The following is a 25325-nucleotide window of genomic DNA, read 5'->3' as shown; positions in this document are numbered from 1 at the left end:
ATGGCTGTCGCAAAAACAGAACGAGATTACTTCCCCTATATGCTGCTCATTCCGGCATCCGCCGTGATGATCGCGATCGTGGCGTATCCGCTTTATGAAACCTTCCGTTTGTCGTTCACCAATACGACGTTGAGCCAGAACTACGAATATGTAGGTCTAGACAATTACGAGAAGATCATGTCGCGCCGCTTCCCCGAAGTGATCGCACGAACCTTCTATTGGATGAGCCTGTCTGTGGCTCTCAAAATGCTGATCGGCACAGTCGGGGCTGTGCTCCTAAACGCCGCAGTTCCCGGAAGAGTGCTCTTCCGCGTGCTTGTCATGCCACCTTGGGTCATCCCGATTGCAATTGGCGTCTTTATCTGGGGCTGGATGTATAACGGGCAATTCGGAATGATTTCCGGAATGGCGCAGCGGATTGGCCTCATCGATGGGCCATTTGAATTCCTCGCCTACAAGAATTCTGCGTTCTATTCCACGATTGTGACAGATGTCTGGATTGGTGTGCCCATGGTCACGCTTTATCTGCTCGCCGCCATGCAATCGATCCCGAAAGACCTATATGAAGCAGCCTGGGTCGATGGCGCCTCGCGCATGTATCGCTTCCGGCGCATTACCTTGCCGCTAATTATTCCCTCAATAGCGACCATGGCGCTCCTGTCGGCCATCGCGACCTTCAACTCCTTCGATATCATCTGGATCCTGACTGAGGGTGGTCCACGCAACGCGACCACGACGATGATCATCGACACCTATAAGACCGCTATCAGCCGCTTCAAATACGGCGAAGGCGCCGCGCGGACCGTGATGATTGTGATGTTCCTTGGATGTTTCACCTTGGTCTACTTCCTGCTTTTGAACCGTCTGGCGAAACGGAGTCCGCACAATGCTAAATAAGTATCGCTGGTACGAATACGTCCTCATCTATGCCGGGCTGGCCGTCTTCCTGACATTCGTACTTGCTCCGTTTGTCGAGGCCTTCGTGGTGTCCCTGCGGCCCCTGTCCAGCCTGTTCTCGGTTCCATACAAGTTCATCACCGATGAAATGAGCTTTGATGCTTATTTCACCATGTGGGAAAACGTACCGCTCCTTTGGATGTACATGCTGAACTCGTTCTTCATCGCAACGGTGATTACAGTTCTCGGCCTATTCTGCATTATTCCAGCCGCTTACGCCTTCTCTCGCTTTGAGTTTCCGGCACGCAATACTCTGCTCGGCTTGTTCATTGCGGTGAACATGTTCTCAGGCGCCGTTTTGATCATTCCGTTGTTCCGGCTGATGCAGCAATACGGATTGCTGAACACGTACTTCGCAATGATCGCGCCGGGCACAGCCTTTGTGATCCCCACCGGCATCTGGCTGCTTCGCTCCTATTTGGTGCGCATTCCAAAGGAACTTGAAGAAGCTGCCTGGGTCGATGGCGCAGGCCGCATCTACACACTGGTCCGGGTAATTATCCCGGTCGCCCTCCCCGGAATTGTTGTTGTGTCCATCACGGCCTTTATCACGGCCTATGCACAACAGTTCATCTACGCCCTCACCTTCAACTCGGTGAACGAGCTCAACCCGCTGCCTGTCGGACTGTTCCAGTTCTTCGGCCGTCAGGAAGTGGTTTGGAATGAACTCATGGCCGCGAGCCTCGTCGGTATCCTGCCGGTGCTCATCGTCTATGTGTTCCTACAAAAATACATCGTTGCAGGCCTCACGGCCGGTGCGGTGAAAGAATAAAAGTAAACACTCCAAGAAAGGGAAACAGCAATGAAACTCAAGTCTTTGCTTTTAGGTGGTGTATTCGCACTTGCTGCTGCCGGTAGTGCAGCTGCAGAAGACCAGCGCCTTCACATGATCGTTTGCGGCGACAACACCGGTGCCGGTATTCCGCTGCAAGCTGAAGTCATCAACCAATGGGAAGCAGCCAACGAAGGCTACAAGGTTGATGTGGAATTTGTGCCGTGGGGCCAGTGTCAGGAAAAGTCCACAACACTTGCATCTGCTGGTAATCCGCCAGCAATCGCATACATGGGCTCCCGGACGCTGAAGCAGCTGGCGAAGAACGACCTGATCATTTCGGTCGACATGACCGATGAGGAAAAGGCAACATACGCCGCTCCGATCCTTGGTACGATCACGGCTGACGGCAAACAGTGGGGCCTCCCGCGCGCGTTCTCTACAAAGGCCCTGTATTGGAACAAAGACCTCTTTAAGGAAGCCGGTCTCGATCCAGAATCCCCGCCAAAAACCTGGGATGAAATGTACAGCGCCGCCAAGGCAATCAAGGAAAAGACTGACGCCAATGGTGTTGGCCTTGCTGCTGCATCCTTCGACAACACGATGCACCAGTTCCTGAACTACCTTTATTCCAATGGCGGTGAAGTCATCAACGCAGACGGAGAAATCACATTCAACTCTCCGAACACCGTTGAAGCCGTTGAGTTTTACGGCAAGCTCGCCGAAGTTTCCCAACCTGGCCCGGTTGCCTATGACCGTGCGAAACTGCGTCCTCTCTTCTCTGAAGGCCAGATCGGCATGTTCATCTCTGGCCCATGGGAGCGTTCTCAGGTCGGTGACGTAAACTGGGGTGTTGCGCGTGTCCCGGCTGGTCCAAGCGGCAAGTCCGGAACTCTTCTGATCACCGACTCTCTTGCGATCTTCAAGGGCTCTGGTGTTGAAGAGCAGGCGTTGTCTCTCGGCAAGCTGCTGACCAATCCTGAAAACCAGGTTGGCTTTGAACTGGGCGAAGGTTTCACTCCGCTGCGCGACATGCCGCAGGTTCGTGAACTGGCTGCAAAGGATCCGACATGGGCGCCGTTCCTGTCCGCGATCCCGGATGGTGGTCCAGAGCCGTTCGTCACCGATTATGTTGGTATGCAGGATGCAATCAACGAAGCACTGCAATCCGTCGTCCTTGGTGAAGTTGAAGCCGCTGAAGCTGTCGAGTACGCAGCCCAGCAGCTCGAAGAGGTCAAGTAACCTTTTCCCTGAACTAAAAACCGGGCCCCGACTATCGGGGCCCGGCCCTATGGAAAGAAGGAAACAATCATGGGCGAGTTGCAGCTGCGCGACGTTCGCAAAAGCTACGGCAGTGCTGAAGTTATCAAGGGCGTATCCCTTGACGTGCAGCATGGGGAATTTGTGGTTTTCGTTGGCCCCTCTGGCTGCGGCAAGTCAACGCTGTTGCGCATGATCGCTGGTCTGGAGGAAATTTCTGGCGGCGATGTTTCCATCGACAAGAAAGTTGTGAACGCACTTCCTCCGGTCAAACGTGGCATTGCCATGGTGTTCCAGTCCTATGCGCTTTATCCGCATATGAGCGTTTACGAGAACATCGCCTTCCCGCTTCGTGTTGAACGCCTACCAAATGACAAGGTGGAGGAAAAAGTTCAACAAGCGGCCAAGATCCTGCAATTGGAATCCCGACTGCATCACAAGCCGGGCGAGTTGTCCGGTGGTCAACGTCAGCGTGTCGCTATCGGACGTGCGATTGTACGCGCACCGTCGGTCTTCCTGTTCGACGAGCCTCTGTCCAACCTTGACGCGGCCCTTCGTGCGGAAATGCGTGTGGAGCTCTCAAAACTTCACAACGACCTTGATGCGACAATGATTTACGTCACACACGATCAGGTGGAAGCCATGACTATGGCCGATCGGATCGTTGTGTTGGATGGCGGTGTCATTTCACAAGTGGGAACCCCGCTTGAACTCTATCACACGCCGAAAAACATGTTTGTGGCTGGTTTCATCGGCAACCCGAAGATGAACTTCATTCACGTGACAGGAAAAGCGACCACCGAGAACGGGGCAACAGTCACCCTGCCGAATGGGTCGGAGCTGACAGTTGCGGTCAAGACAAATGAAGATGTGTCAGGCAAGAAGCTAACGCTGGGTCTGCGCCCGGAACATATTCAGCTAAAAGACGCCGAAGCATCCTTCGACGTCGTCCCGAATGTTGTTGAACGACTTGGCATTCACACTGTTACTTATTCCTCACTGGAAGGCAGCGATCATGTGTTCTGCAGCCTCCTGCCAGGCGATGCACCTGCTCGTGTCGGTGAGACCCTGACGATGGGTGCAAATGGTGCCGATTGCCATCTGTTCCGTGAAGACGGATCAGCATATGAACGGTCCATCTCAATGAGCGAAATTGACCCATCCCAAATGCATATCTAATGAAAATGGCCGGGATTTCCCGGCCATATTTTTTTAAGCTATCAAAACCAAATCGGATCAGGTGACGCATCCACGCGCAGCCACCGTTTCAACGGCACTCACGTGCCCGGATTTGTGAAACACCAGCTGGTCATAAAGGTTTGAAACAACGCAGGTGTGGTTCGGGATGATCCGCAATCGCTCACCGATTTCAGGCTTTTTCGAGCACTTGGACAAATCCACCACAGCATGTTCTTCGCTCAAGGCTGTGATCGAAGCTTCCGGATAGTCGACGACATGGCCGTAGTCCTCAAACCCCAAAAGGTCCGAGGTCAATGCCTTGGAACCACTATCCAGCACCGCTCGCGTCTCTGTTGGCCTTGAAACGACTGTTGCAACAACATGCATTGCGCAATCGTCAAAGTCACACAACCCAGCACGCACCATGGCCCGGTCATTGAAAATATAAGTTCCAGCCCGATGTTCGGTTGCTGATTTCACCAGATGTGAATCCAGTAAGCTTGGAGACCCGCCATGAGAGACAACAGGGCATGCCAAGCCCTGTTCCTTTAACAAGCTGATCGTTTTGCTGAAGAACGCCTCAACTGCGTCTTCCGTGTTGGCCTTTGGATAGGTTAGCAGACCATGGAATGTCAGCCCCTCTTCCGCATTGATCTTCAGCGCAAGAGCCAACGCGTCTTCCGGAGACTGAACACCGTTTCGCCCCGCGCCCGTATCACACTCAACCAGCACCTTGAGCGGGGCGTTTTTGGCAAAAGTGGAGGCAAGCGCGCGGACAACCACTTCATTGTCGGCAACAACCTGCAAACCTACCCGGTCATTCAACGCTTTGAGCCGCGCCAACCGGTCATCTCCAAGCATATTGAATGTGATCAGAATGTCGTTAAAGCCGGCATTGGCAAACACTTCCGCTTCGCTGATCTTTTGACAGTTGATCCCGATTGCACCAGCTTCAACCTGTTTGCGCGCAAGGGCGGGTATCTTGTGCGTCTTGATGTGCGGACGGAAAGAACGGCCAATTTCATCAAAATAGCGTTGAACCACCTTGATGTTGGCGTCCATCACATCCTCATCAATGATTGCAACAGGTGTCTGCAATTGATCAATATGTGTGCCCTTGGTCATGCCACCACTCCCTACCCTCAAGCCGGCGTTTCATCATGCGGTGATGTGCGTTCAACAATTGGCCAAATATCTCGCGGTGCGTGACGATAGAGCGTCGTTGCCGGATTATTCGGATAAGGACTTCCCGCAGAACAATACAGGATCGTGTCACTGACTTGTGAAAAAGACGCCTGAAAGTGGTTGGTCGACTTAACAATCAGAATATGTCGCGCCTTCGGATCAATGTCGAAAATCTCAAACAGACTTGTATCAAAACATTGGGCACGCGTTGAATTGAGAATAACCTCAATACCATTCACGTTGATCAAACTGGCATCGCCGATTGGAACGAAGCTGTCGCCAAACTTTTGTTCTGCGTTGGCGATGTTGCGAATGACCTTAACTCTTGCATCAATCGGATCACCGCACCCGGGTGCGGATTTTGCACCGAACCGCAGTTCCATCTCAGCACCTTCTCCCCCCGCATGACACAACTGAACAGCAACAGGGTCCCAGATAGATCCAAAGGCAATGCCCTGAAGATTGCGACTTATAGCTTCTGCCAGAATAACGGTGGCATCACCAGCTGTTCCGCCGCCCGGATTGTCCCACATATCTGCAATCACGGCAGGGCCATCTTTCACTGACAAGGCCCTATCAAACGCTTCGCTCACGGAGACTTCCGGGCTGCGCACCTGACCGCGCATCTCAAATAGTTTCTCACCCAGCTCCTGGGCAATGCTTTGCCCATAATCCGAGGCACCATCACTTACAACGACGATCTTCGTTCCCATTTCAGGTACATCACCTGCCATGAACCCGTGAATAACCGAGGTGGAAAGAACCTTTTGATCGGTCCGTTCCAAATCGAACAAAGCGTCGACAAACCCCCGCATTGGCTGGCGGGATGTTGGAAACACGTCAATCATCTTGCAATCAAACACAGAGACCTGAGGTGCAGCACGCCCTTCAATCGCAGCATCCGCAATTGTCCATGCATCTTCAGCCCGGTCGACGAAATCCGTATGCGGGAACTCCTTAAAGGCAATCAAGGCATCTGCAGCTGCAGCTCTCTTGGCTGTCAGATGACTATGCGGATCAAGGGTGACAATAAGCGGAATGTCTGACCCTATAATGTTTCGCACACGCGTGAGGAAATCGCCCTCCGGATCGTCGTATCCATCGGCAACCATTGCCCCGTGAATTCCGATCACAGCGCCGTCAACCGGCATTGCCTCTTTCAGCTGATCAAGGATTTCATCCCGCAGCCCTTCAAATGCTGGCCTGGAAACAAGCCCGGCCGGGTCAGCCCAGGCAGCTGTCCCTTCGACCAACTCCCACCCTTTTTGCTTGCAGAACTCCCGGCCAACAGGAATGACAGCAGAACATAAGGTCGGAGTATCGGGATGCTCGCCCGGACGCGCCAACAATGACGCTTCAAAAGCCCGCAAATCGACACGGATCGGGGAAAAGGTATTGGTCTCAGTGGCAAGAGCTGCTGAAAAAACGCGTTTTACAGACATCTGAATCAAGCAGCTCCCAACGGATTAGGCAAATACCCGCAAAAGCCGGTGATCTTCCAGCCTTCTGGTGTTTTCTTACAGAAGTAAAGTGTCTGCCACAGCAGCCGATCACTGGTTCCATCAGCTTTCTTGATCTTGCCGTCAAATTTCTTGTGCGCGATAGCCCGGGCACCTGAAATCTCAATGTCCACCAACGTGGTGGTATCGAAAATCGCAGCGCGTGCATCTTCGGCGAAGTCAGTCTTTTGAAACTCGACTGCCTGCCGCAACCACTCATCCCTGTACTCGGCAAGGCTCGGAAAGCGCATGCGCCAGCCGTCTGGATTGGCACCCTTGTCGCCATCAACCCCGAAAAACTCGTCCTCGATGAAGTCATTTTGCACCATCGACCAGTCGGCACTGACAAATGCATCAATATCGCGCTGGACCAACATGTTCCATATTTCCGTTCGGTCAACATCTTTTCCTTCGAACGGGTTGCGCTCAGACACAACTAAATCACTCATTACGGAAACCATTTTCGCTTTCGGTGTTGATTTTCATCCACTATAGGGATGATATAACACCAATATCAAACCACAATGTAAATCCTTTTCAAATTGGAGACGATATGTCGATCAGACGAATTGGGGCAGAAAAGTCCGGTGCAGGTGGCCAGAACCTTCCTTTCGCACGTGCTGTCGAGGCTGATGGATGGCTATATGTTTCTGGTCAAGTCGCAATGAAAGACGGAGAAATTGTCGGAAATGGAATCGTTGAGCAGACCCATCTGACGATAAAAAATGTGATCGCTATCCTTGAAGAAGCCGGGTACGGTTTGGAACACGTTGTTCGCTGCGGTGTTTGGCTCGATGACCCACGCGATTTTTGGTCTTTCAACGGCGTATACAAAAGTTACTTTGGCGAGCATCCGCCTGCGCGTGCCTGCGTTCAAGCTACGATGATGGTCGATTGCAAAGTCGAAATTGACTGTATCGCCTACAAGAAACCGTAGGTCTGATATGCGAGACGTTCTGTCCATTCTCCATGACAAGGCCTCAGAGCTCTCCAAATCCGAGAGAATTCTTGCCGACCTGATCCGAAGCAATGCCGAATTCATTGTGCATGCCGGTATAACCGAGGTCGCGGAGAAAGCAGGCGTCTCGCCGCCAACTGTCACCCGCTTTGCGCGCCGTTTGGGATGTGAAAGCTTCACAGCCTTCAAGGTTCAGCTTGCTCAGGCCACCTTTGCCGGTTTGCGCTACCTTGAAGTCAATGAAACCAGTGATCAACCCACAGACGTTGCCGATAGTCTTTTGGCGCAAAGCCAAAACATACTGACCCTTGTTCGGGACCAATTGGACCTGAAGGCGATTGAAGCCGCAACACAAGCCATATCAAAGGCCTCTTATGTTGTGTCCTTCGGATCTGGTGGCACATCCTCAATGATCGCAGAGGAACTGCGCAACCGCCTGTTTCGGTTGGGTCTGCGTGCGACGAGTTCCACTGACCACGCGATTCAATTGATGCAGAGCGCGACCCTTGCTGCAGGCGATGTGGTTATTGCGTCCTCTGTATCCGGTCGTAATGACCCTCTCGTTGAAGCCATGGAAGCTGCCCAAATTTATGGCGCAACGGTGATCGCTCTTACTCGCCCCGGAAGACCCGTTTCAAAAGCTGCAAACATAACAATCCCCATCGACGTACCCGAGCACGGGCACATCCTGCGTCCAAGCAGCAGCCGCTATGCCTTTTTGTATGTGGTTGACGTGCTGGCCACATTGGTTGCCATTTCGCGCGCTGCACCGGCTCAGGAAAGCCTTCGCCGGGTCAAGCACCAATTGACCAATGCCAGAGATGAAAACGACAAGGAGGCCCTTGGTGACTAAAGCTGACGAAAAACGTCCTGTTGCTGTTGTGACAGGCGGTGCCGGCGAAATTGGCAGTGCAATCGCCAAGGCGCTAGGAACCTCACATCGTATCGCTCTTGTCGACATCAACCGCGCGGCACTGGATGAAACAGTTTCCAGATTCGCGCAAAACGGCATAGAAGCCCGTGGATTTCAGACTGACCTGCTTGACCACCAAGCAGTTGAACAGATGGGAAAAGACGTATCTGCTTGGGGCACAGTCAAGATATTGGTCAACAACGCTGGTGCCGGTATGGCCTACAGCTATCAGGATATGACCAGCGACTCGCTCGACAAGGATCTGCGTCTCAACCTCAAAGCGGCCCTTGCCTGCTTCAAGGCGTTTGAAGCTGATCTGAAAGACGGCGGCAATGTCATCAACATAGCGTCAGTCAACGGCCTTGGAACCTATGGGCACCCGGCATATTCCGCCGCTAAGGCGGGATTGATCCACGCAACCCGCCAACTCGCCGTTGAATACGGAAAATTTGGGATGCGGGCCAATACGATTGCACCGGGAACGGTTCGAACCCAAGCTTGGGTAGACCGAACTTCTGTCAATCCCAACGTTTTTGATGAAGCCTTGACGTGGTACCCACTCAAACAACTGCCAACGCCTGAAGACATTGCGCAAGCAGTAACCTTCCTCACCTCTCCTCACGCACAGTGCATCACCGGCATATGTCTGCCCATCGACAGTGGGCTGACCTGTGGTTCCCCGGCCCTGCCCCGCACTTTCACGCAATCTGCTGATTTCTAGTATCGTACAGGATCATTCCATGACGCTTAGTCTCGAAGCTCGATTTGTTCCGGCAACGGAAAACACAAAAAACGCCTTTGCGCTTTCGCTGTCGAACTACGGCAAGACAGCTTTATCCGGCTTCACTCTCGCCTACTCTGCCATGTCACGATGTGTTCGAGGTTCCGGAATAAGCAATGGCACCTTGCTTCGTCGCGTCGCCAATTTTCATGAAATCGCACCTCCAGAAGGCTTCGTGCTTCAACCGGGTGAGACTTGGGATTTCACCGTCGAAGAAATCGAAATGCCTCCGCGACACCGGGTCGATGGTCCAAAGTCCGCCTACGCGCTTATTGATGACGCTGTAGTACCTGTTCAAGTCTCCGATCTGCAACGCCCGGAAGATCGCGACAGCGGCGAACTGCGTCACATTCCAAAAGGCGTAATTGACACACCTGTTTATGCTGTTCCTTACCCGCATCAGGTATCAATCTCATCCTATCGCGCTGGCATAGTTCGTTTCTATCCTTCTGAGGATTGCACCAGCGAAAACAAGGCTGCAATTCTGAAAATCGATGCTCTGACTACAAGGCTATTTCCAGATTGCGCCAATCCGTTTCGAATGACGCCAACCAAAGATGGAATGGCGATTGCGTTCAAACAAACCGATGGATTTTCAAACGACGGCTATTCTCTGAAGTTCTCCGATGGAACGGTAGAACTATCATTTTCGTCCGACGCTGGTCGGGATTACGGCCTGACACTTCTGGCCCAGATCTTTTACGGAACACAAAGTGATCCGGCCAAGTTTCAGACCCCAGCAGAAGGCATTATCACGGATGTGCCGCGGTTTGAGTGGCGCGCTTCCCATCTCGATGTTTCACGCCATTTCTGGCCAACAGAAGACATCCTGCGGTTCGTGGACATTCTGGCATGGAGCCGCATGAATGTCTTTCAGTGGCATCTGACCGATGACGAGGGATGGCGTCTTGAAATCAAGGCTTATCCGGAACTCACCATGACTGGAGCGTTTCGTGGGCCGCACCTGCCGTTGGTCTCGCAACATGGTTATGGAGACGAGACATATGGAGGTTTCTACACGCAGGAAGAAGTACGCGACATCGTCGCTCATGCGGAGAGCCTTAATGTAACGGTCGTTCCGGAGATCGATATTCCCGGTCATTGCACGGCAGTACTCAAAGCCTACCCCAACCTGACCGACCCGGATGAGCGTGAAGAATCCTATCATTCCGTTCAAGGGTACGCGAACAACGCTCTGAACCCTGCAATTCCCGAAACCTATGAGTTTTTGGAAGCTGTTTTTGCTGAAGTAGCAGATCTGTTCCCAAGTGAATACATTCACGTTGGCGGCGATGAAGTGGATGAAAAATCGTGGCTGGAATCGCCCAATGCCCAAGACCTGATGAAGGCTGAAAGCCTTTCAGGCACAATGGAGCTTCAGGCGTATTTCCTGCGCAAGGCACAAGCTATCTTGAAGAAGCATAATCGCAAACTTGCTGGTTGGGATGAAGTGTCCCACGGCGGCGGTGTGGATGCAGATGGTTCTCTGCTCGTTGCTTGGCAAAAACCGGAACTGACCAAAAAACTCATCGAGGAAGGTTACGAGGTCGTCTGTAGTCCGGGTCAGGCCTATTATCTCGATATGGCCCAATCCGAAGGCTGGGAAGAACCGGGCGCAGGCTGGGCGGGTTACACAACACCCGAAGCTGCTTATGCATTTGAAGCCGCCACCGGGCTTGATGATGATGTCGCGGATCGTTTGAAAGGCGTACAAGCCTGCATTTGGTGTGAACACATCACCAACAAGACGATTTTCAACCACATGGTGTTTCCGCGCCTTTTTGCAGTGGCTGAAGCGGGCTGGACAGATCCCCAAAACAAGAACTGGCAACGGTTCGTCGCCCTCAGCCACCATTTCCCGAACCTCTAAACCTCGGGTAAGAATATGAAAATAGCGGTTGGAGGCATTCATACCGAGTGCAGCACCTATTCACCTGTTGTGCAAACAACAGATGATTTTCTGCTCACGACTGGGGATGCACTGCTCCATCAGGTTCTGGGCGAAACTTCCTCGCCTGAGGGAGTACAACTCCAACCGCTTTTCCATGCCCGCTCAATTCCCGGTGGTCCGGTCACAAGCGATTGCTACGAAGCATTCAAGGTACGGTTTTTGAAGGAGCTTCAAGCAACAGGCCCACATGATGCGGTCCTGTTGCTGATGCATGGCGCGATGCACGTGTCTCAAATGGAAGATGTTGAAGGGGATTGGATCAGCGTTGTGAGACACGCAGTCGGTGATAAGATCCCAATCGCAGTCAGCTACGACCTTCATGGCAACGTCACGCAGAAAATCATCGATCAAATCGACGTCTTCTGCGCTTACCGCACTGCTCCGCATATCGATGTTCGGGAAACACATCAAAGGGCCCTCAATCAGCTTGTTGCGATGCTCAAGGATCGAGAACCACGCTATGTCGCATGGGCTCCGATTCCTGTTTTGTTACCGGGCGAAAAAACAAGCACAGTCGATGAACCTGCCCAAAGCCTTTACAAAGGACTTTGCCACGATAACAAACTGGACGGTGTTACAGATGCCAATTTGATGGTTGGCTATGTCTGGGCCGATACCAAACGTGCAACAGCTGCAGCAGTGGTGACCGGAACCGATCCTGTCATTATTGCGAAATCAGCCGAACGCATCGCTGCCCGCTATTGGGAGAGCCGACGTGACTTTACGTTTGGAGTTCCGGCCCTTTCCCTGAAAGACGCTATCAAATACGCCTCCAAACTAACAACGTCGCCAATTGTTCTCGCCGACAGTGGAGACAACCCGACCGGGGGCGGCGTTGGAGACCGTACAGACCTTCTGAAACTCTGGCTTGATGAAGGCATGAAAGGCGGTGTATTTGCAGGTATCACTGCCCCTTCGATGGCGAGGAGTTGCGCCGAAGCCGGAGTTGGCGCATCCATAGATGTCGTGATGGGAGCCGAACTCGGAAGCAAGTGCCCCAAAGTGTCAGGAACCGCGATTGTAAAGGCCATCTGCGGTGCAGCAGCGGAGAAAAACCGCGAAGTAGCAATCGATCTGGCAGATAACATCATCATCTTGACCGAACAAAGACGCCCATTCCATCACCTTTCGGACATTGAAAAATTTGGCATCGAGCTTGCGGATGCAAGAACGTTGATCGTGAAGGCTGGATACTTAGTCACGGAAATTGCTGGTGTTGCCAATCCGGCGATCATGGCTTTGACCGAGGGAGCTGTTCAGCAAGATCATTCCACACTCGAAATCAACAATCGCAGCAAACCAACCTTTCCGTTTGAAACCGATTTTGAATTCACACCAAAAGCGCATCTGTCAGCGCGTGTTTCGCAAAAACCTTAAGCAAGTGCCGCAACACCGCCCAAGGCATCTAGCTCATCGAATATTTTATCCAGTTCTTCAAACGCCAACGGTCCGCAGTAAAGGAATCCTTGGGCGTGGAAGACTCCGACCTCCAACAGAAAGTCACGCTGCTCAGCAGTTTCGACATTTTTGGCTAGCGGTGTAATCCCAATATCAGAGGTTGCTTTCATAAGTCCATTAACGAGCGTCCTGGTGGGTATGTCTTCAAGTGCCTGACTGATCAACTCGGGGTCAAACTTGACCATATCCCAATCAATAACAGACAGATTCCGAAACGAACGCGCACCTCCCCAACCAAACCCATCAAGACAGAGTTTAGTTCCCAGGCCCTGCAATCCTCTCAAAGTCTGGATGGATCTGCTTCCCGCAGCTTCGATGGCACCTTCCCCAATATCAAAAACCAATTGCTGCGGTTTTAAACCGTAAACTGACAGGACCCGTTCGACTATTAGAGCCAAATCGTCATTCAAAATCGTTTCTTTTGACAAATTGATTGTGACAGGTACCTGCTGAGACAAACGGCACATATCGGCACAAGCTTGATCCAAGACACTGATATCAAGATCTGCATGAAGCATTGAGGTGCGAACACAAGGCAAGAATTCGGGCGGCGTAATCCATCCAAGCTTGGGGTGATGCCACCGTGCAAAAGCTTCCAGCCCGAAAACCCGCCCGCTCCGCGCATCAAAACACGGTTGGAAATGTGGTCGGATAAGTTTGTGTTCTACGGCGTGGCCAATATTTTTCGCTATCGTTTCGCGGCGGATTTGAGGTGTAACCAAGCTTGGGTGAAACACGGAATAGTCTTCGTGCCGGACGTCAACCGCCTCTTCAAAAGCTAGCTGCGCACGCGAAATGAGTTCCGAAGGATCACCACCATCCTGCTCACACAGTGCAATACCAATTGCAGGTCGCAACATGCTGTCTTCATATTTCATCCCCACGTAGTCCTTGATTTCAGAAAGGATGTCCTCTGAGACGCTGCCAATTTGATGATTTGGGTGCAGATGGAGCAAACAGAGAAAGCAGCCTGTACGACCTCTTGCAATCAGTGGGGCATTGTCCCAGCGCCGCAGCAATGGGAGCAATATTGGACTGACAGCAGACAAAAAACGGTCCGCTTGACAGACACCCTCATGGACACTGTTGACTGGACTACTACAGCCAATGACAAACAAGGCAGTGGTGCCCGTACCATTGGATTGACCGCACTTTAGGTCGACTTGAGAAATGAATGCCTGTTGGTTTGGAATCCCAGTTTCCAGATCAAGATTCCGCACTGTATGAATTGCTTCGTCTTTTTCCAGACAATCAGCATTCAGTCGACGGGAATGCCAAACCAAGGTAATGACAAAAACACTCAGGCAAACCAGAAGAAAGCAGGCCGTATAAATCGCCCAGACACTCACCTGCATTTCGAGTGGATCAATCAACAACGATCCTCCAACGAAGCCCCCGTCGAACCAGTTTCGCGTTTCCGCCGACCCAAACCTGACGAAAAAGCGCGGCAGCCATAGCACACCTGTAAATTGTAAGGAGGTGGTTTTAAGTCGCGAATAAATCAATCGGAAAAAATTTAGCCAAAATACCTAACCCTTGGTCACTCTTGGCAGACAGCAGATCAAAGCCTGCTCAGCCTGTCATCAGATACGCTTTTTCAAATTCATCCTTGGGGAGTGCCTCAGAATAGAAATATCCCTGACCATGAGCAAATCCGGCCTCGGAAAAGCCGGCCTTTTGGTGTTCGGTTTCAATCCCACCAACAAGCAAGCTTGATTGAACATGCCCGCTAATATGCTGGATCAAATTCACAATCGGCGGCACAACACCATCTGGTTCATCCAGTCCGGACAGCGACTTGTCGACTTTGATCTCGTTCCAGCGAACTTGAAGAACATCTTGAATGCGGGCCGTTCCAGTTCCAAAGTCCCCCAAGGATATCTTCACACCCAAAGCTTGCAGGCTTACGATTGCCTGGCGAACGTAATGCGGGTTGACCAAAAGGGTATGTTCGCGAAACTCAAGAATAATCCGGGCTGGAGACACGCCTGTCTTCACAAGCATATCTCTGACAAAAGTCGGAAATTCTGCTTCCATCAACTGGGCCAAAGACACGTTGATTGTAACAGTGAGATGGTGCGGCATCTGTGCTACTTCCGCACAAACCTGTTCAAATATCAGCTTGCCAAGCCGCACAATATCCCCATTCGCCTCTGCGATTGGAATAAACTCCGCAGCCCAAATCTGCCCTAATTCCGCGTGTTTCCATCTGGCCAATGCCTCTGCGCCAATCAAGCGCCCGGTCTGAAGATCAAACTGAGGTTGATAGAACGCGCGAATATGGTTGGCATCGATCGCACTACCTAGGTCCGCCTCAATTTTGAGCCGACGCTTTAGGTCCTCCATCATTGTGCAATTGTACGGACGAGACAAACCTGGGCCCGAAGACTTTGCTTCCATTAATGCCAGATCAGCTTCCTTTAGAAGAACATCAGCCTCCAAAACATCCGCTCGGGCAAATGTATAACCAACAGACCCACCAACTTTGATGTGACCGTATTCCGTTTCAAATGGTCGTTGCAATTCTGAACATATTCGGGAGGCAATACGGCGCGGGTCTGCAATTCCAGTTTGAAGGTATAGGAGGATTACGAACTCATCCCCGCCTGTGCGTGCGACACAGTTGCGGCCATCGAGGTTCCGAACGATGTTTTTCAACCGTGATGCTATGGAGCGCAAAAGCGCATCGCCACCATCATGTCCTAGTGTATCGTTCACACCCTTAAAGCCGTCTAGATCCAGTGCCAAAACCGATAGGGTTTCACTCTGGTCCCATTCCGATAGCGCTTCAGCCAAAACCTCTTCAAAGTACAATCGATTGGGTAAATCGGTAAGCGCGTCATGGCGGGCTAACCTCGAATAACGCTGTGCACTTTCTGTAATCTTCGCGTTGGCATCTAACAGCCAATTATTTTGCAGGAGCGTCATGACGATTAGGCCGGATGCTACGGTCAAGATCACAAAGAAAATGGCGTTTTTGGCTTGCCCTCTGGCGATAAAATCATCTTTCAGCCGATCTTCCGAATTGAAGTGACTAACTTCCAGTTCTGCAACCACCTTTTCAAATGACATTCGCAGCGCTTGAAGTTCTAGTGCGCTGATAGCAAGTGTATTATCAAATAGTGCTTGTTCGAACTTCGAAAGAATTGTGGCCACTTCACCAACGATGGCCTGAATTTGCGGAGGAAGGTTATTTGGCTTGCGGGCCAGCACAGCCCAGTACGAAAGAGCTGCGCGGCCAGAGATGGAAATGTTGTAGGGCTGACCTGTGAGCCCAGTTTCCGAAAGGGTGCTGGACGCCTGAACAGCCATGTTGCGAAGAATACGGGTTTCCTGCGTCCCTGCCCGATCAAGCAATTGCTCCAGGGCATTCTCTTCCGACCGGTTTAAAAATGCATGAGCCAAGAAAGTGGCGACAACAAAAACAAGACCAATGCCAGCAATGAGATTCCACGAACCCGTTCGTTTGAGCATAAACAAACTTCTTCCGTAAGTTCGAAAGGAGCTGCAAAAAGCCGCTTCCCGTTTTCCAGGCACGAAACATTTCAAGCGATAGACAATACTGGCCAACCGCACGCGAATTTACGAAACCGCGTAACAGTAAACCGGGATCACGTGATAACTCTCAATGGCTTTACCGTATTTTGCCGTAACGGCATGCGCTAAACATATGAAATAAAGTATCTTTTAGAGGTGCAACCCTCTGACAATTATTACGAGTCACAAAGATGCCTATTAGAATTTTTGACCAAGTGGCAGGGATTCGAGATATACGCGTGGCCCCGCAATATACCGATCATCTCAATGGCGTGACGCGTTCAGGTTTTCCCCTTGAGATTTTCAGGCTGTAACTGCAATCAAACCTTGCAACAAAAAATGCCCCCAAACCAACCAGTCCGGGAGCACCATTTTTAAGCTGTACAGCGAGACTTATTGCGGAAGCTTGTCGTCGATGCCTTTGACGTACCAGTTCATGCCAAGGATCGCGCCGTCTTCGAGACGCACCCCATCGGCGGCAGCCTCAGTCCCGTCCTGCTTTGTAATCGGACCCGTGAAAGGCTCCCAGCCACCTTTGATTTTGGCTTCTGTTGCTTTTGCCATTTCAACCACATCATCCGGCAGGTTGGTGTACGGCGCCATCACAACGTGGCCTTCTGAAATCCCATCCCATGCGCTGTGAGAGTGCCATTTTCCGTCCAGCACTTCCTGAACACGCTCAATGTAATAAGGTGCCCAATCGTCGATGATGGCTGTGTACTGCGCATCTTTTGCAAAGTTGATCATGTCGGAAGCCTGACCAAAACCATGCACGCCGCGTTCCTGCGCCACCTGCAACGGTGCGGTGGAATCCGTGTGCTGGGTGATGATGTCTGCACCTTGGTCGATCAGTGCCTTGGCCGCATCCGCTTCCTTACCCGGGTCGAACCATGTGTTGACCCACACCACCTTCAACTTGAAATCAGGATTGATCGATTGAGCACCGAGCATGAAGGCGTTGATACCGGAGACAACTTCCGGGATCGGGAACGAGGCAATATAACCGGCAACGCCTGTTTTGGATTGCTTGGCAGCGATCTGGCCAATGATGTATCGGCCTTCATGGAACTTTGAGTTATATGTCGCAACGTTGTCAGCCGTCTTATAGCCAGTTGCGTGCTCGAATTTCACATCCGGGAACTTCTTCGCGACCTTGATGGTCGGGTTCATATATCCGAATGATGTCGTGAAAATCAGGCCACAGCCGTCGCGGGCAAACCGTTCAATGGCGCGCTCTGCATCTGGTCCTTCCGGAACGCTTTCAAGATAAGCTGTTTCCACGCGGTCACCGAAATGCTCTTCAACCGCAAGACGTCCCTGATCATGCTGGTAAGACCAGCCAAAGTCGCCAACCGGACCAACATAAACAAAGCAGGCTTTCAGATCTGCCGCTTGTGCAACGGAACCCGCTGCAGTCAGCGCCAAGGCAGCTACTGCGCCTCTTAGGATGGATTTCATGACGTCATTCCCTTTCTGGTCTTTACTCATCGGCATTTGATGCCGAACTGGTCGTTAGCGATCCGGTACAAACGGCTTGCCAAGACAAGCCGGGGTATTCACCAGCGTTAGCCTGCGATTAGCAGAAATCAACACCAACACGGCAATTGTTGCAAGGTATGGCAGGCTGGAAAGGAATTGGGACGGAATGCCAAGCCCTTGTGCCTGCGCATGAAAAGTCAAGACTGTCACCGCGCCGAACAAATAGGCGCCCGCAACAACCCGAAACGGAAGCCAAGAGGCGAAGACAACCAGAGCCAAGGCAATCCAGCCCCGCCCGGCCGTCATATTCTCAACCCACTGCGGAGTATAAGCGAGCGACATGTAAGCTCCAGCAAGCCCGGCGCAGGCGCCGCCAAACAGGGTTGCCATGAACCTCACCCGCACAACCGAATATCCAAGTGCATGGGCTGAAACATGATTATCCCCAACGGCGCGAAGGATAAGACCCGCCCGCGTCTTGAAGAGCATGTAGCTCACAGCCCCAACAAGTAGAAAGCTCACATAAACCAGCGCATCTTGCTGAAAGAAAACAGGCCCAACGAAAGGAATCTCGGAAAGAACCGGAATGTAGAGTTCCGGCAGACGAAGCCCCGGCACTCCAATGAATGCTTCGCCGATCATACCAGACAGTCCGAGGCCCAAAATCGTCAGAGCAAGACCGCTAGCAACTTGGTTGGTTACCAAAATGAGCACCAGAAATCCGAACAAAGCGGACATCGCCATTCCAGCAACAATCGCCGCGACCACACCTAGGGAGCCCGACCCTGTTTGGTTGGCAACAGCAAAGCCAACCACGGCTCCCATGATCATCATGCCCTCAACACCAAGGTTGAGAACACCGGAGCGTTCGACAACCAGCTCGCCAACCGCAGCGATCAACAAAGGCGTCGCCGCCGTGATGACGGTCAAAAGGACTGCTTCAAACATGAGATGCCTCCGGAACGCCAGCAGACTTGCGAGATTTAACAAAGCGCAGTCGATACAAAATGAAGGTATCGCAAGCGAGCACAAAGAAGAGCAGCAGCCCTTGAATAACACTCGTAATCTTGTCTGAGACACCCATGGAGGCCTGCACCGCCTCACCGCCGATGTAAGATAATGCAAGCACAAAACCGGCGATCAGGATGCCGATCGGATTCAGTCGACCCAGAAAGGCGACTATAATGGCTGTAAAGCCGTACCCTGGGGAGATTGTCGGCAACAACTGGTTAAGTGAACCCGAAACCTCCATTGTCCCTGCAAGGCCTGCAAGGGCGCCGGCAAGCGCAAAAGCGAAGATGGTGAGGCGTTTTGAGGAAAAACCTGCAAAGCTACCAGCGCGAGGACTTTCCCCCATCACGCGGATCTCAAAGCCCTTCAGGGTTTTTGCCAAAACCACAGCCAGTACGATAACCACCAAAACTGCAATCGGCGCAGAGATACTCATCCGGCCATCCCCGATAACCGGCAGTGTTGCTGCGTCGGAAAAGATGAGGGATTCAGGAAAATTGTAACCGCCCGGGTCTCTCCAGGGACCACGAACAAGATAGTCCAGCAGCAGGCCAGCAACATATACAAGCATGAGGCTCGTCAGAATTTCATTGGTGTTGAAACGCGTCTTGAGGAGCGCCGGGATCAACCCCCAAGCCGCTCCTCCAAGAGCGCCGAATACCAACATCAAAGGAAGCGTTGCACCATTGGCGAAATCTGGAATGAGGATCGGCAGAAACGATCCACAGATTGCGCCAAAGACAAACTGCCCCTCTGCCCCAATGTTCCAGTTGTTCGAGAGATAACAAACTGCAAGCCCGCAAGCAATTAACACCAACGGTGTCGCCTTGACGACAATCTCTTGCAGCGACCAAGTATCTGTAAGCGGTTCAATAAAGAACTTGTAGAGGCCAAGCGCCGGGTCTTTTCCGGTCAGGGTAAAAATCAGAGCTGCAGCAATGAGCGTCGATCCAACCGCGATGACAGGAGACAGCAAGGCCATCACTCCGCTGTGTTCCTTGCGTTTAACGAGTTCGATCCGCATCACGCAGCTCCTGCATTTTCTTCTGCGCCGCCAGCCATAAGCAGACCAATACGTTCGCGGGTCATGGTGTGGGCGTCTTCAGGTTCAGACAGGTACCCACGGGAAATCACGGCAATCCGGTCGGCAATCTCGAAAATTTCGTCGAGATCCTGACTGATCACCAAAACGGCGGAGCCTTCACGGGCGAGGTCAATTAGCGCTTGCCGGATCAAGGCTGCCGCACCAGCATCAACGCCCCATGTCGGTTGATTGACTACGAGAACACCCGGTTTCCGGTCAAGTTCACGTCCAACAACAAACTTCTGCAAATTCCCACCAGATAGCGACCGCGCCTCCGGATCATCATGCGACATCCGCACGTCGTAATTTTTCTTGATCCGTTGTTCCAGTTCACCCGCTTTTGTGGTGGAAACAAACCCGGCACCTGTCAGGCCATCGCGAGTTGAATGGCGAGTTAGAACAATGTTCTCAGAAAGCTTAAGGCCTGGCACGGCACCATGGCCGAGCCTTTCCTCCGGTACAAAGGCCGCATTCTTGCGTCGTCGCCAATTGACACCTTTATGCCCACAAGCAACGTCATCGAAACGAACCATATCGTTGTCGACACGCATTTCCCCCGATATGGCGTCGAACAACTCACCCTGCCCGTTACCGGCAACCCCTGCAATTGCGATGACCTCGCCTGCACGAACGTTGAGATTGATGTTTCTGAGTTCAGTGGCAAAGGGAGTACTCGCCTTTGCGCTCAAGTTGCTGAGGCCCAGACGAACGGTTCCACCCGTTGCCTGATGTGCCCCAAGCGAAACACCAACAACTTCTGTTCCGACCATCATCCGAGCCAGTGAAGCGGGCGTTTCCTTGGAAGGATCACATTCGCTTACGAACTGGCCATGGCGCAGGATCGTCGCGTGATGGCAAATGCGTTGGACTTCTTCCAGCCGGTGAGAAATGTAGAGTACAGCGCAACCTTCGCTCGCCAACCGCTGGAGGGTCAGAAACAGACGGTCTGCTTCTTGCGGGGTCAGAACCGACGTTGGTTCATCCATGATAATCAGTTGCGGCTCTTGCAAAAGACACCGCACGATTTCAATGCGTTGGCGGATACCGACCGGCAAATCTGCGACGATTGAGTTTGGATCAAGTGGCAACCCATAATCAGTCGACACTTCTTCAATGCGTCGTGCCAGAGCCTTCATGTCCCCGGCATCCGACAGGGCAAGGGCAATGTTTTCAACAACACTCAAGGCTTCGAACAAGGAAAAGTGCTGAAACACCATGCCGATACCAAGCGCACGCGCTTCGGCAGGGCTGTTTATGCTAACCGGCTTTCCTTGCCAGGAGATTGTTCCGGCATCGGGCTCCAGTGAGCCATAAAACATCTTGACCAATGTGGATTTGCCGGCGCCATTTTCACCCAGCAAGGCATGTATTTCACCCTTGTTGATCGCAAGATCAACGCGGTCATTCGCCAATATGTCCCCGAAACGTTTGGTCAGGCCACGTGCATCAAGCAACATTCCCGTTTCAGAACGCACACTGGCCGCGGCGCGGTGCTCCTCCCCCGCCATTGACACATCTGCCACCTGGTCACCCCCAACTGTTTGCCGACTTATCGGCTAATTGTCCTTATAATTTCAAGTCCCTCTGGTTGGTTCACCCTATTTTGGGCGATTTCCTCCCGTTGTAACAAGTCACAAGCAATACCAGCTGCTATCGCGGCCGGATGCTTAGATCGAATTTCTGGCACACCAATCGGACACACCATGTCCGCCACCACACTGGCAGGTAGTCCGCGCTTTTTCAGCCGGCTCAAGAACCGGGCGCGCTTTGTCTTGCTGCCAATAACGCCACAATACTGGAAACGCTGCTGCCCAAGTGCTGCTGCCATGACCTCCTCATCCATGGCGTGACAATGGGTCATGGCCAGCACAAGAGCCTCTGCCGGGGCGCTCTCTAAAATATCGTCGGGATTTGCCGCATGAACCATTCTGACATTTTGCGGAACAGCGGCAGGAAAGACGTCCTTTCGGGAATCAATCCATGTCAGCTGAAACGGCAACGGCGCAAGGGCCAGCACAACAGCCTTGCCGACATGCCCTGCCCCGAACAGATAAACAGGACGACGCGCCTCCCCGAAGGTTTCAAGCAAACAGCCGCTTTCCATATGAAAGCGATGCGCGTGGGGCTCCACGTTTGACCGCTCCACTTTGCCGTCGCTCACCTTCGCCTGCGTTGAGAAAGGAACACCAGCCAGTTCTGCTTTGGCAAACTCGGTAACATTCTCTCTCTGGTCTGATGAGAAGACTTCAAAAGCGATCTGAACCGCCCCGCCGCAGCATTGGCCGAGGTCCGGGCCAAGGGACATTCTTCGCAACGTCAGACCGGTATCACCGCTTTGCAGAAACCGCTGGGCTGCTTTGATGGCTTCAAACTCAAGCGTTCCACCACCGATGGTGCCATAAAAACCACCATCCTCCAGCACGATCATTCGCGCCCCAACTTCGCGCGGGGTTGATCCGGCGACAGACGCAACGGTTACGAGGACACATGCAGCGCCTTGGTCAAGCGTATTTGCAATGTGCCCCCAAACCCTCATTCTAACGCCTCTCCCGCAGTTTGGTTGGGCGCGGGGCTGGACCGCATGAACCGGACGGCCTTCATGATCGCTTCCGGTGTTGCCGGCGCATTCAGATTTGGAACAACGCCGGGCTTCAAACTGGCAACCGCATCATTGATTGCGCAAAAAACAGAGTTGGCCAGCATAACCGGCGGTTCGCCAACAGCTTTTGATCGATAGATCGTGTCTTGAGGGTTTCCGCGCCCCTCATAAAGACTGACCCGAAAGTCCTCCGGAATGTCCGAGGCTGTTGGGATCTTATATGTTGAAGGTGCATGCGTGCGCAGCCGGCCTTCATCATCCCACCAAAGCTCCTCGGTGGTAAGCCAGCCCATGCCTTGCACGAAACCGCCTTCAATCTGCCCAATGTCAATTGCCGGGTTCAGTGAGTGACCAACATCGTGCAGAATATCGACACGATCGACGGTCATTTCACCGGTCATCGTGTCAATTGTTACTTCAGCGCAGGCTCCGCCATAGGCAAAATATAAAAACGGCCGCCCAGTCGCAGTGTCTCGATCCCAGGTAATGCCCGGAGTCGCGTAAAAACCGGCATGAGACATTTGTATGCGGGCCATGTGCGCCAATTTGGCGACCTCAGCCAATTTCAGCGTTGTTTCACCCACATGAACCAGATTGTCCACAAAGCGGATTTTGTCCGGCGTCACATCGTGATCGGCACACAGGAAGTGGATCAGACGTTCCTTGATGGTACGCGCTGCAATTTTCGCCGCCATCGCATTGAGGTCGGTACCAGACGAGGCTGCCGTCGGCCCCGTGTTGGGCACCTTGGACGTATTTGTCGCCGTGATCCGAACCTTGTCGAGCGTTACGCCAAATTCATCGGCCACGACCTGGGCGACTTTTTGATAAAGCCCCTGCCCCATTTCTGTGCCGCCATGGTTCAGATGAACCGAACCGTCAGTGTACAGATGAACAAGCGCGCCAGCCTGATTCAGATGTTTGAGTGTAAAGGAAATTCCGAATTTCACCGGCGTCAACGCCAATCCTTTTTTCAATACAGGACTGGTCTGATTAAACGCACGAACAGCCTCACGGCGTTCCCAATAACCTGAGCTTTCTTCCAGTTTTGAAATAAGGTCATGCATCACCTCATATTCTTCAACTGGCATCCCATAGGGTGTCAGGTTTCGCTCGCCGTCATAGAAATTCAACTTACGAACCTGAAGCGCGTCTTTGCCCAACCGGATTGCAATCGCATCAATCAAACGCTCGGCAGCCAACATGCCCTGAGGACCGCCAAATCCGCGGAATGCCGTGTTAGAACACGTATCTGTTTTCAGCCTTCGACTGCGAATTGCCGCATCTGGATAAAAATAGCTGGAATCTGCGTGAAACAGCGTCCGGTCATTTACCCCAAGCGATAAATCCGCCGAATAGCCACAACGAGCCAGAAAATTGAGATCAACCGCTCGGATACGACCATCCTGATCGTGTCCCACTTGCCAATCGACACGGAAGTCGTGACGTTTTCCGGTCATGACCATGTCATCGTCCCGGTCCAGTCTCAATTTGCAGGTCCGGCCTGTCTTGGCAGCCGCCAAAGCCGCGAGCGCTGCCCATTGATTGGCTTGGGATTCCTTGCCGCCAAACCCGCCGCCCATGCGCCGTATTTCGGTCGTGACTGCCGCATCCGGAACACCGAGAACCTTGGCGACCGTGTGCTGAACCTCGGTCGGGTGCTGGGTGGAAGAATGAACAAACATGCCGCCATCTTCCTGCGGAGTGGCCATCGCAATCTGGCCTTCCAGATAAAAGTGCTCCTGACCACCGATATGCATGGTTCCAGCGAGCGACATTTCAGTGGCCGTCAGCCCAGTCTCTGGTGAACCACGGCGGAACTGATAATCGGGTAACACAGTTGTATCGGCATCGACCGCATCTTCGGCAGTCAATATCGGCGTAGTGGTCTCAAACTGAATGTCCACCAACAGCCCTGCTCGCCGGGCAATGTCTCGGGTTACCGCAACAACAGCACACACTGCTTGCCCGAAAAACTGGATTTCACCATCCGCCAGAACCGGATCATCACCCATGGCTGCCGAACAATCATTGATGCCCGGAATGTCGTCCTTGGTCAGAACAGCCAGAACTCCGGGTAGTTCAACTGCCCTATCAACATCAACTGATAATATATTGGCACGTACAGCTTTTTTGGACCAAACCGGCACGACGTGGAGCGTATCTTCAGGTTCCGGAATATCGTCGATGTAAGCAGCTACGCCAGCAACATGCTTGTCTGCACTGTCGTGCTTAAGCGGCTTATGGACATGGCCCAGGGATTTATCCATTTCTGCATTATGCGGCGCGGTCATTGTCTGCCTCCCGCCGCTTGAGAACGTTCAGAGACACTGGATCAGTGCCATCTGCTTCCATCAAAGCCTTGACCAGCAGTGCACGCGCCGTTTCCTGGCGATATTCATCAGATGCACGCATGTCGGACAATGGAGCATAATCTGACTGCAGGGCCTTCATGGCGCCGACCCAGCTGGAAGGGTCATCTACGCGCGCACCGATCAAAGCGCGCTCGGCCTCAGACGCCCGTTTGGGCGTGCCGGCCATGCCTCCATAAGCAATCCGCGCTTCGGTGATAACACCATCCGACAAGGTAAAGCGAAATGCGCCCATGACTGACGAAATATCCTGATCAAAGCGTTTGGAAATCTTGTAACAGCGAAACAACTGATTAAGGGTTGGGCGCGGCACAAATACCCCGGTCACGA

19 protein-coding genes and 2 pseudogenes are annotated in these 25325 nt (G+C 52.5%); 9 read left to right on the top strand and 12 right to left on the bottom strand.

Annotation, left to right across the window (positions count from 1 at the left end; all coding sequences use genetic code 11):
• The 4 genes and pseudogenes from TRICHSKD4_RS25995 (at position 1) to TRICHSKD4_RS25980 (ending at position 4168) form a co-directional block, all read left to right on the top strand.
• A complete protein-coding gene (locus TRICHSKD4_RS25995) occupies positions 1–897 on the top strand; it encodes a carbohydrate ABC transporter permease (protein WP_009760276.1) in 897 nt (298 codons plus the stop codon).
• Positions 887–1729: a carbohydrate ABC transporter permease gene (locus tag TRICHSKD4_RS25990; RefSeq protein ID WP_009760275.1), complete on the top strand. Its 843-nt coding sequence runs from the start codon at positions 887–889 to the stop codon at positions 1727–1729. The genes TRICHSKD4_RS25995 and TRICHSKD4_RS25990 overlap by 11 nt, the downstream gene beginning before the upstream one ends.
• 30 nt (positions 1730–1759) lie before the next feature.
• A pseudogene (locus TRICHSKD4_RS25985) lies at positions 1760–2698 on the top strand (sugar ABC transporter substrate-binding protein); the annotation flags it as partial.
• A gap of 342 nt (positions 2699–3040) precedes the next feature.
• Positions 3041–4168, top strand: a complete 1128-nt coding sequence (locus TRICHSKD4_RS25980; RefSeq protein ID WP_009760273.1) for an ABC transporter ATP-binding protein — start codon at positions 3041–3043, stop codon at positions 4166–4168.
• Between the two features lie 57 nt (positions 4169–4225).
• Here TRICHSKD4_RS25980 and TRICHSKD4_RS25975 read toward each other — a convergent pair whose 3' ends face one another.
• From TRICHSKD4_RS25975 to TRICHSKD4_RS25965, 3 genes are read right to left on the bottom strand one after another with little or no spacing between them, the layout of a single operon-like run.
• Positions 4226–5293: a D-TA family PLP-dependent enzyme gene (locus tag TRICHSKD4_RS25975; RefSeq protein ID WP_009760272.1), complete on the bottom strand. Its 1068-nt coding sequence runs from the start codon at positions 5291–5293 to the stop codon at positions 4226–4228.
• Positions 5294–5310: 17 nt separating this feature from the next.
• Complete coding sequence (locus TRICHSKD4_RS25970; protein WP_009760271.1) at positions 5311–6795, bottom strand: M81 family metallopeptidase; 1485 nt, start codon at positions 6793–6795, stop codon at positions 5311–5313.
• A gap of 5 nt (positions 6796–6800) precedes the next feature.
• A complete protein-coding gene (locus TRICHSKD4_RS25965) occupies positions 6801–7301 on the bottom strand; it encodes a hypothetical protein (protein WP_040617427.1) in 501 nt (166 codons plus the stop codon).
• A 104-nt stretch (positions 7302–7405) separates the two neighbouring features.
• Here TRICHSKD4_RS25965 and TRICHSKD4_RS25960 point away from each other — a divergent pair, with 104 nt between their 5' ends.
• Genes TRICHSKD4_RS25960 through TRICHSKD4_RS25940 form a run of 5 tightly spaced genes read left to right on the top strand, consistent with a single transcriptional unit; the run spans position 7406 to position 12832 of the window.
• Positions 7406–7789: a RidA family protein gene (locus TRICHSKD4_RS25960; protein WP_009760268.1), complete on the top strand. Its 384-nt coding sequence runs from the start codon at positions 7406–7408 to the stop codon at positions 7787–7789.
• 7 nt (positions 7790–7796) lie between these two features.
• Positions 7797–8663, top strand: coding sequence for a MurR/RpiR family transcriptional regulator (locus TRICHSKD4_RS25955; protein ID WP_009760267.1), 867 nt, complete (start codon positions 7797–7799; stop codon positions 8661–8663).
• Positions 8656–9444 (top strand): SDR family oxidoreductase, encoded by a 789-nt coding sequence (locus tag TRICHSKD4_RS25950; protein WP_009760266.1) that lies wholly within the window; start codon positions 8656–8658, stop codon positions 9442–9444. The genes TRICHSKD4_RS25955 and TRICHSKD4_RS25950 overlap by 8 nt, the downstream gene beginning before the upstream one ends.
• 19 nt (positions 9445–9463) lie before the next feature.
• Positions 9464–11374 (top strand): beta-N-acetylhexosaminidase, encoded by a 1911-nt coding sequence (locus TRICHSKD4_RS25945; protein ID WP_009760265.1) that lies wholly within the window; start codon positions 9464–9466, stop codon positions 11372–11374.
• Between the two features lie 15 nt (positions 11375–11389).
• On the top strand, positions 11390–12832 hold the full coding sequence (locus TRICHSKD4_RS25940; RefSeq protein ID WP_009760264.1) for a M81 family metallopeptidase: 1443 nt from the start codon (positions 11390–11392) through the stop codon (positions 12830–12832).
• Here the strand turns inward: TRICHSKD4_RS25940 and TRICHSKD4_RS25935 are convergent.
• The 9 genes and pseudogenes from TRICHSKD4_RS25935 to TRICHSKD4_RS31885 all read right to left on the bottom strand — a co-directional run.
• Positions 12829–14286, bottom strand: a complete 1458-nt coding sequence (locus TRICHSKD4_RS25935) for an EAL domain-containing protein (protein WP_009760263.1) — start codon at positions 14284–14286, stop codon at positions 12829–12831. The genes TRICHSKD4_RS25940 and TRICHSKD4_RS25935 overlap by 4 nt on opposite strands.
• A gap of 199 nt (positions 14287–14485) precedes the next feature.
• On the bottom strand, positions 14486–16387 hold the full coding sequence (locus TRICHSKD4_RS28660; RefSeq protein ID WP_009760262.1) for a bifunctional diguanylate cyclase/phosphodiesterase: 1902 nt from the start codon (positions 16385–16387) through the stop codon (positions 14486–14488).
• A gap of 456 nt (positions 16388–16843) precedes the next feature.
• On the bottom strand, positions 16844–17908 hold the full coding sequence (locus TRICHSKD4_RS25925) for a BMP family ABC transporter substrate-binding protein (protein ID WP_009760261.1): 1065 nt from the start codon (positions 17906–17908) through the stop codon (positions 16844–16846).
• Between the two features lie 54 nt (positions 17909–17962).
• Complete coding sequence (locus tag TRICHSKD4_RS25920; protein WP_009760260.1) at positions 17963–18877, bottom strand: ABC transporter permease; 915 nt, start codon at positions 18875–18877, stop codon at positions 17963–17965.
• The gene (locus tag TRICHSKD4_RS25915) at positions 18870–19964 is read right to left on the bottom strand and encodes an ABC transporter permease (protein ID WP_009760259.1); all 1095 of its coding nucleotides are present in this window, start codon (positions 19962–19964) and stop codon (positions 18870–18872) included. The genes TRICHSKD4_RS25920 and TRICHSKD4_RS25915 overlap by 8 nt, the downstream gene beginning before the upstream one ends.
• Entirely contained in the window at positions 19964–21532 is a 1569-nt protein-coding gene (locus tag TRICHSKD4_RS25910) for an ABC transporter ATP-binding protein (protein WP_009760258.1), read from the bottom strand. Before TRICHSKD4_RS25910 ends, TRICHSKD4_RS25915 begins: the two co-directional genes overlap by 1 nt.
• Positions 21533–21573: 41 nt before the next feature.
• Positions 21574–22560, bottom strand: coding sequence for a xanthine dehydrogenase accessory protein XdhC (xdhC, locus tag TRICHSKD4_RS25905; RefSeq protein ID WP_009760257.1), 987 nt, complete (start codon positions 22558–22560; stop codon positions 21574–21576).
• Entirely contained in the window at positions 22557–24917 is a 2361-nt protein-coding gene (gene xdhB, locus TRICHSKD4_RS25900; RefSeq protein ID WP_009760256.1) for a xanthine dehydrogenase molybdopterin binding subunit, read from the bottom strand. Before xdhB ends, xdhC begins: the two co-directional genes overlap by 4 nt.
• Positions 24901–25325 (bottom strand): annotated as a pseudogene (locus tag TRICHSKD4_RS31885) (xanthine dehydrogenase small subunit); the annotation flags it as partial. The pseudogene TRICHSKD4_RS31885 and the gene xdhB, both read right to left, overlap by 17 nt.

The organism is Roseibium sp. TrichSKD4 (assembly GCF_000148725.1).
Lineage (GTDB): Bacteria > Pseudomonadota > Alphaproteobacteria > Rhizobiales > Stappiaceae > Roseibium.
The sequence above is the reverse complement of the archived record's forward strand: the minus strand, read 5'-3'. Positions and strand labels throughout refer to the sequence as shown.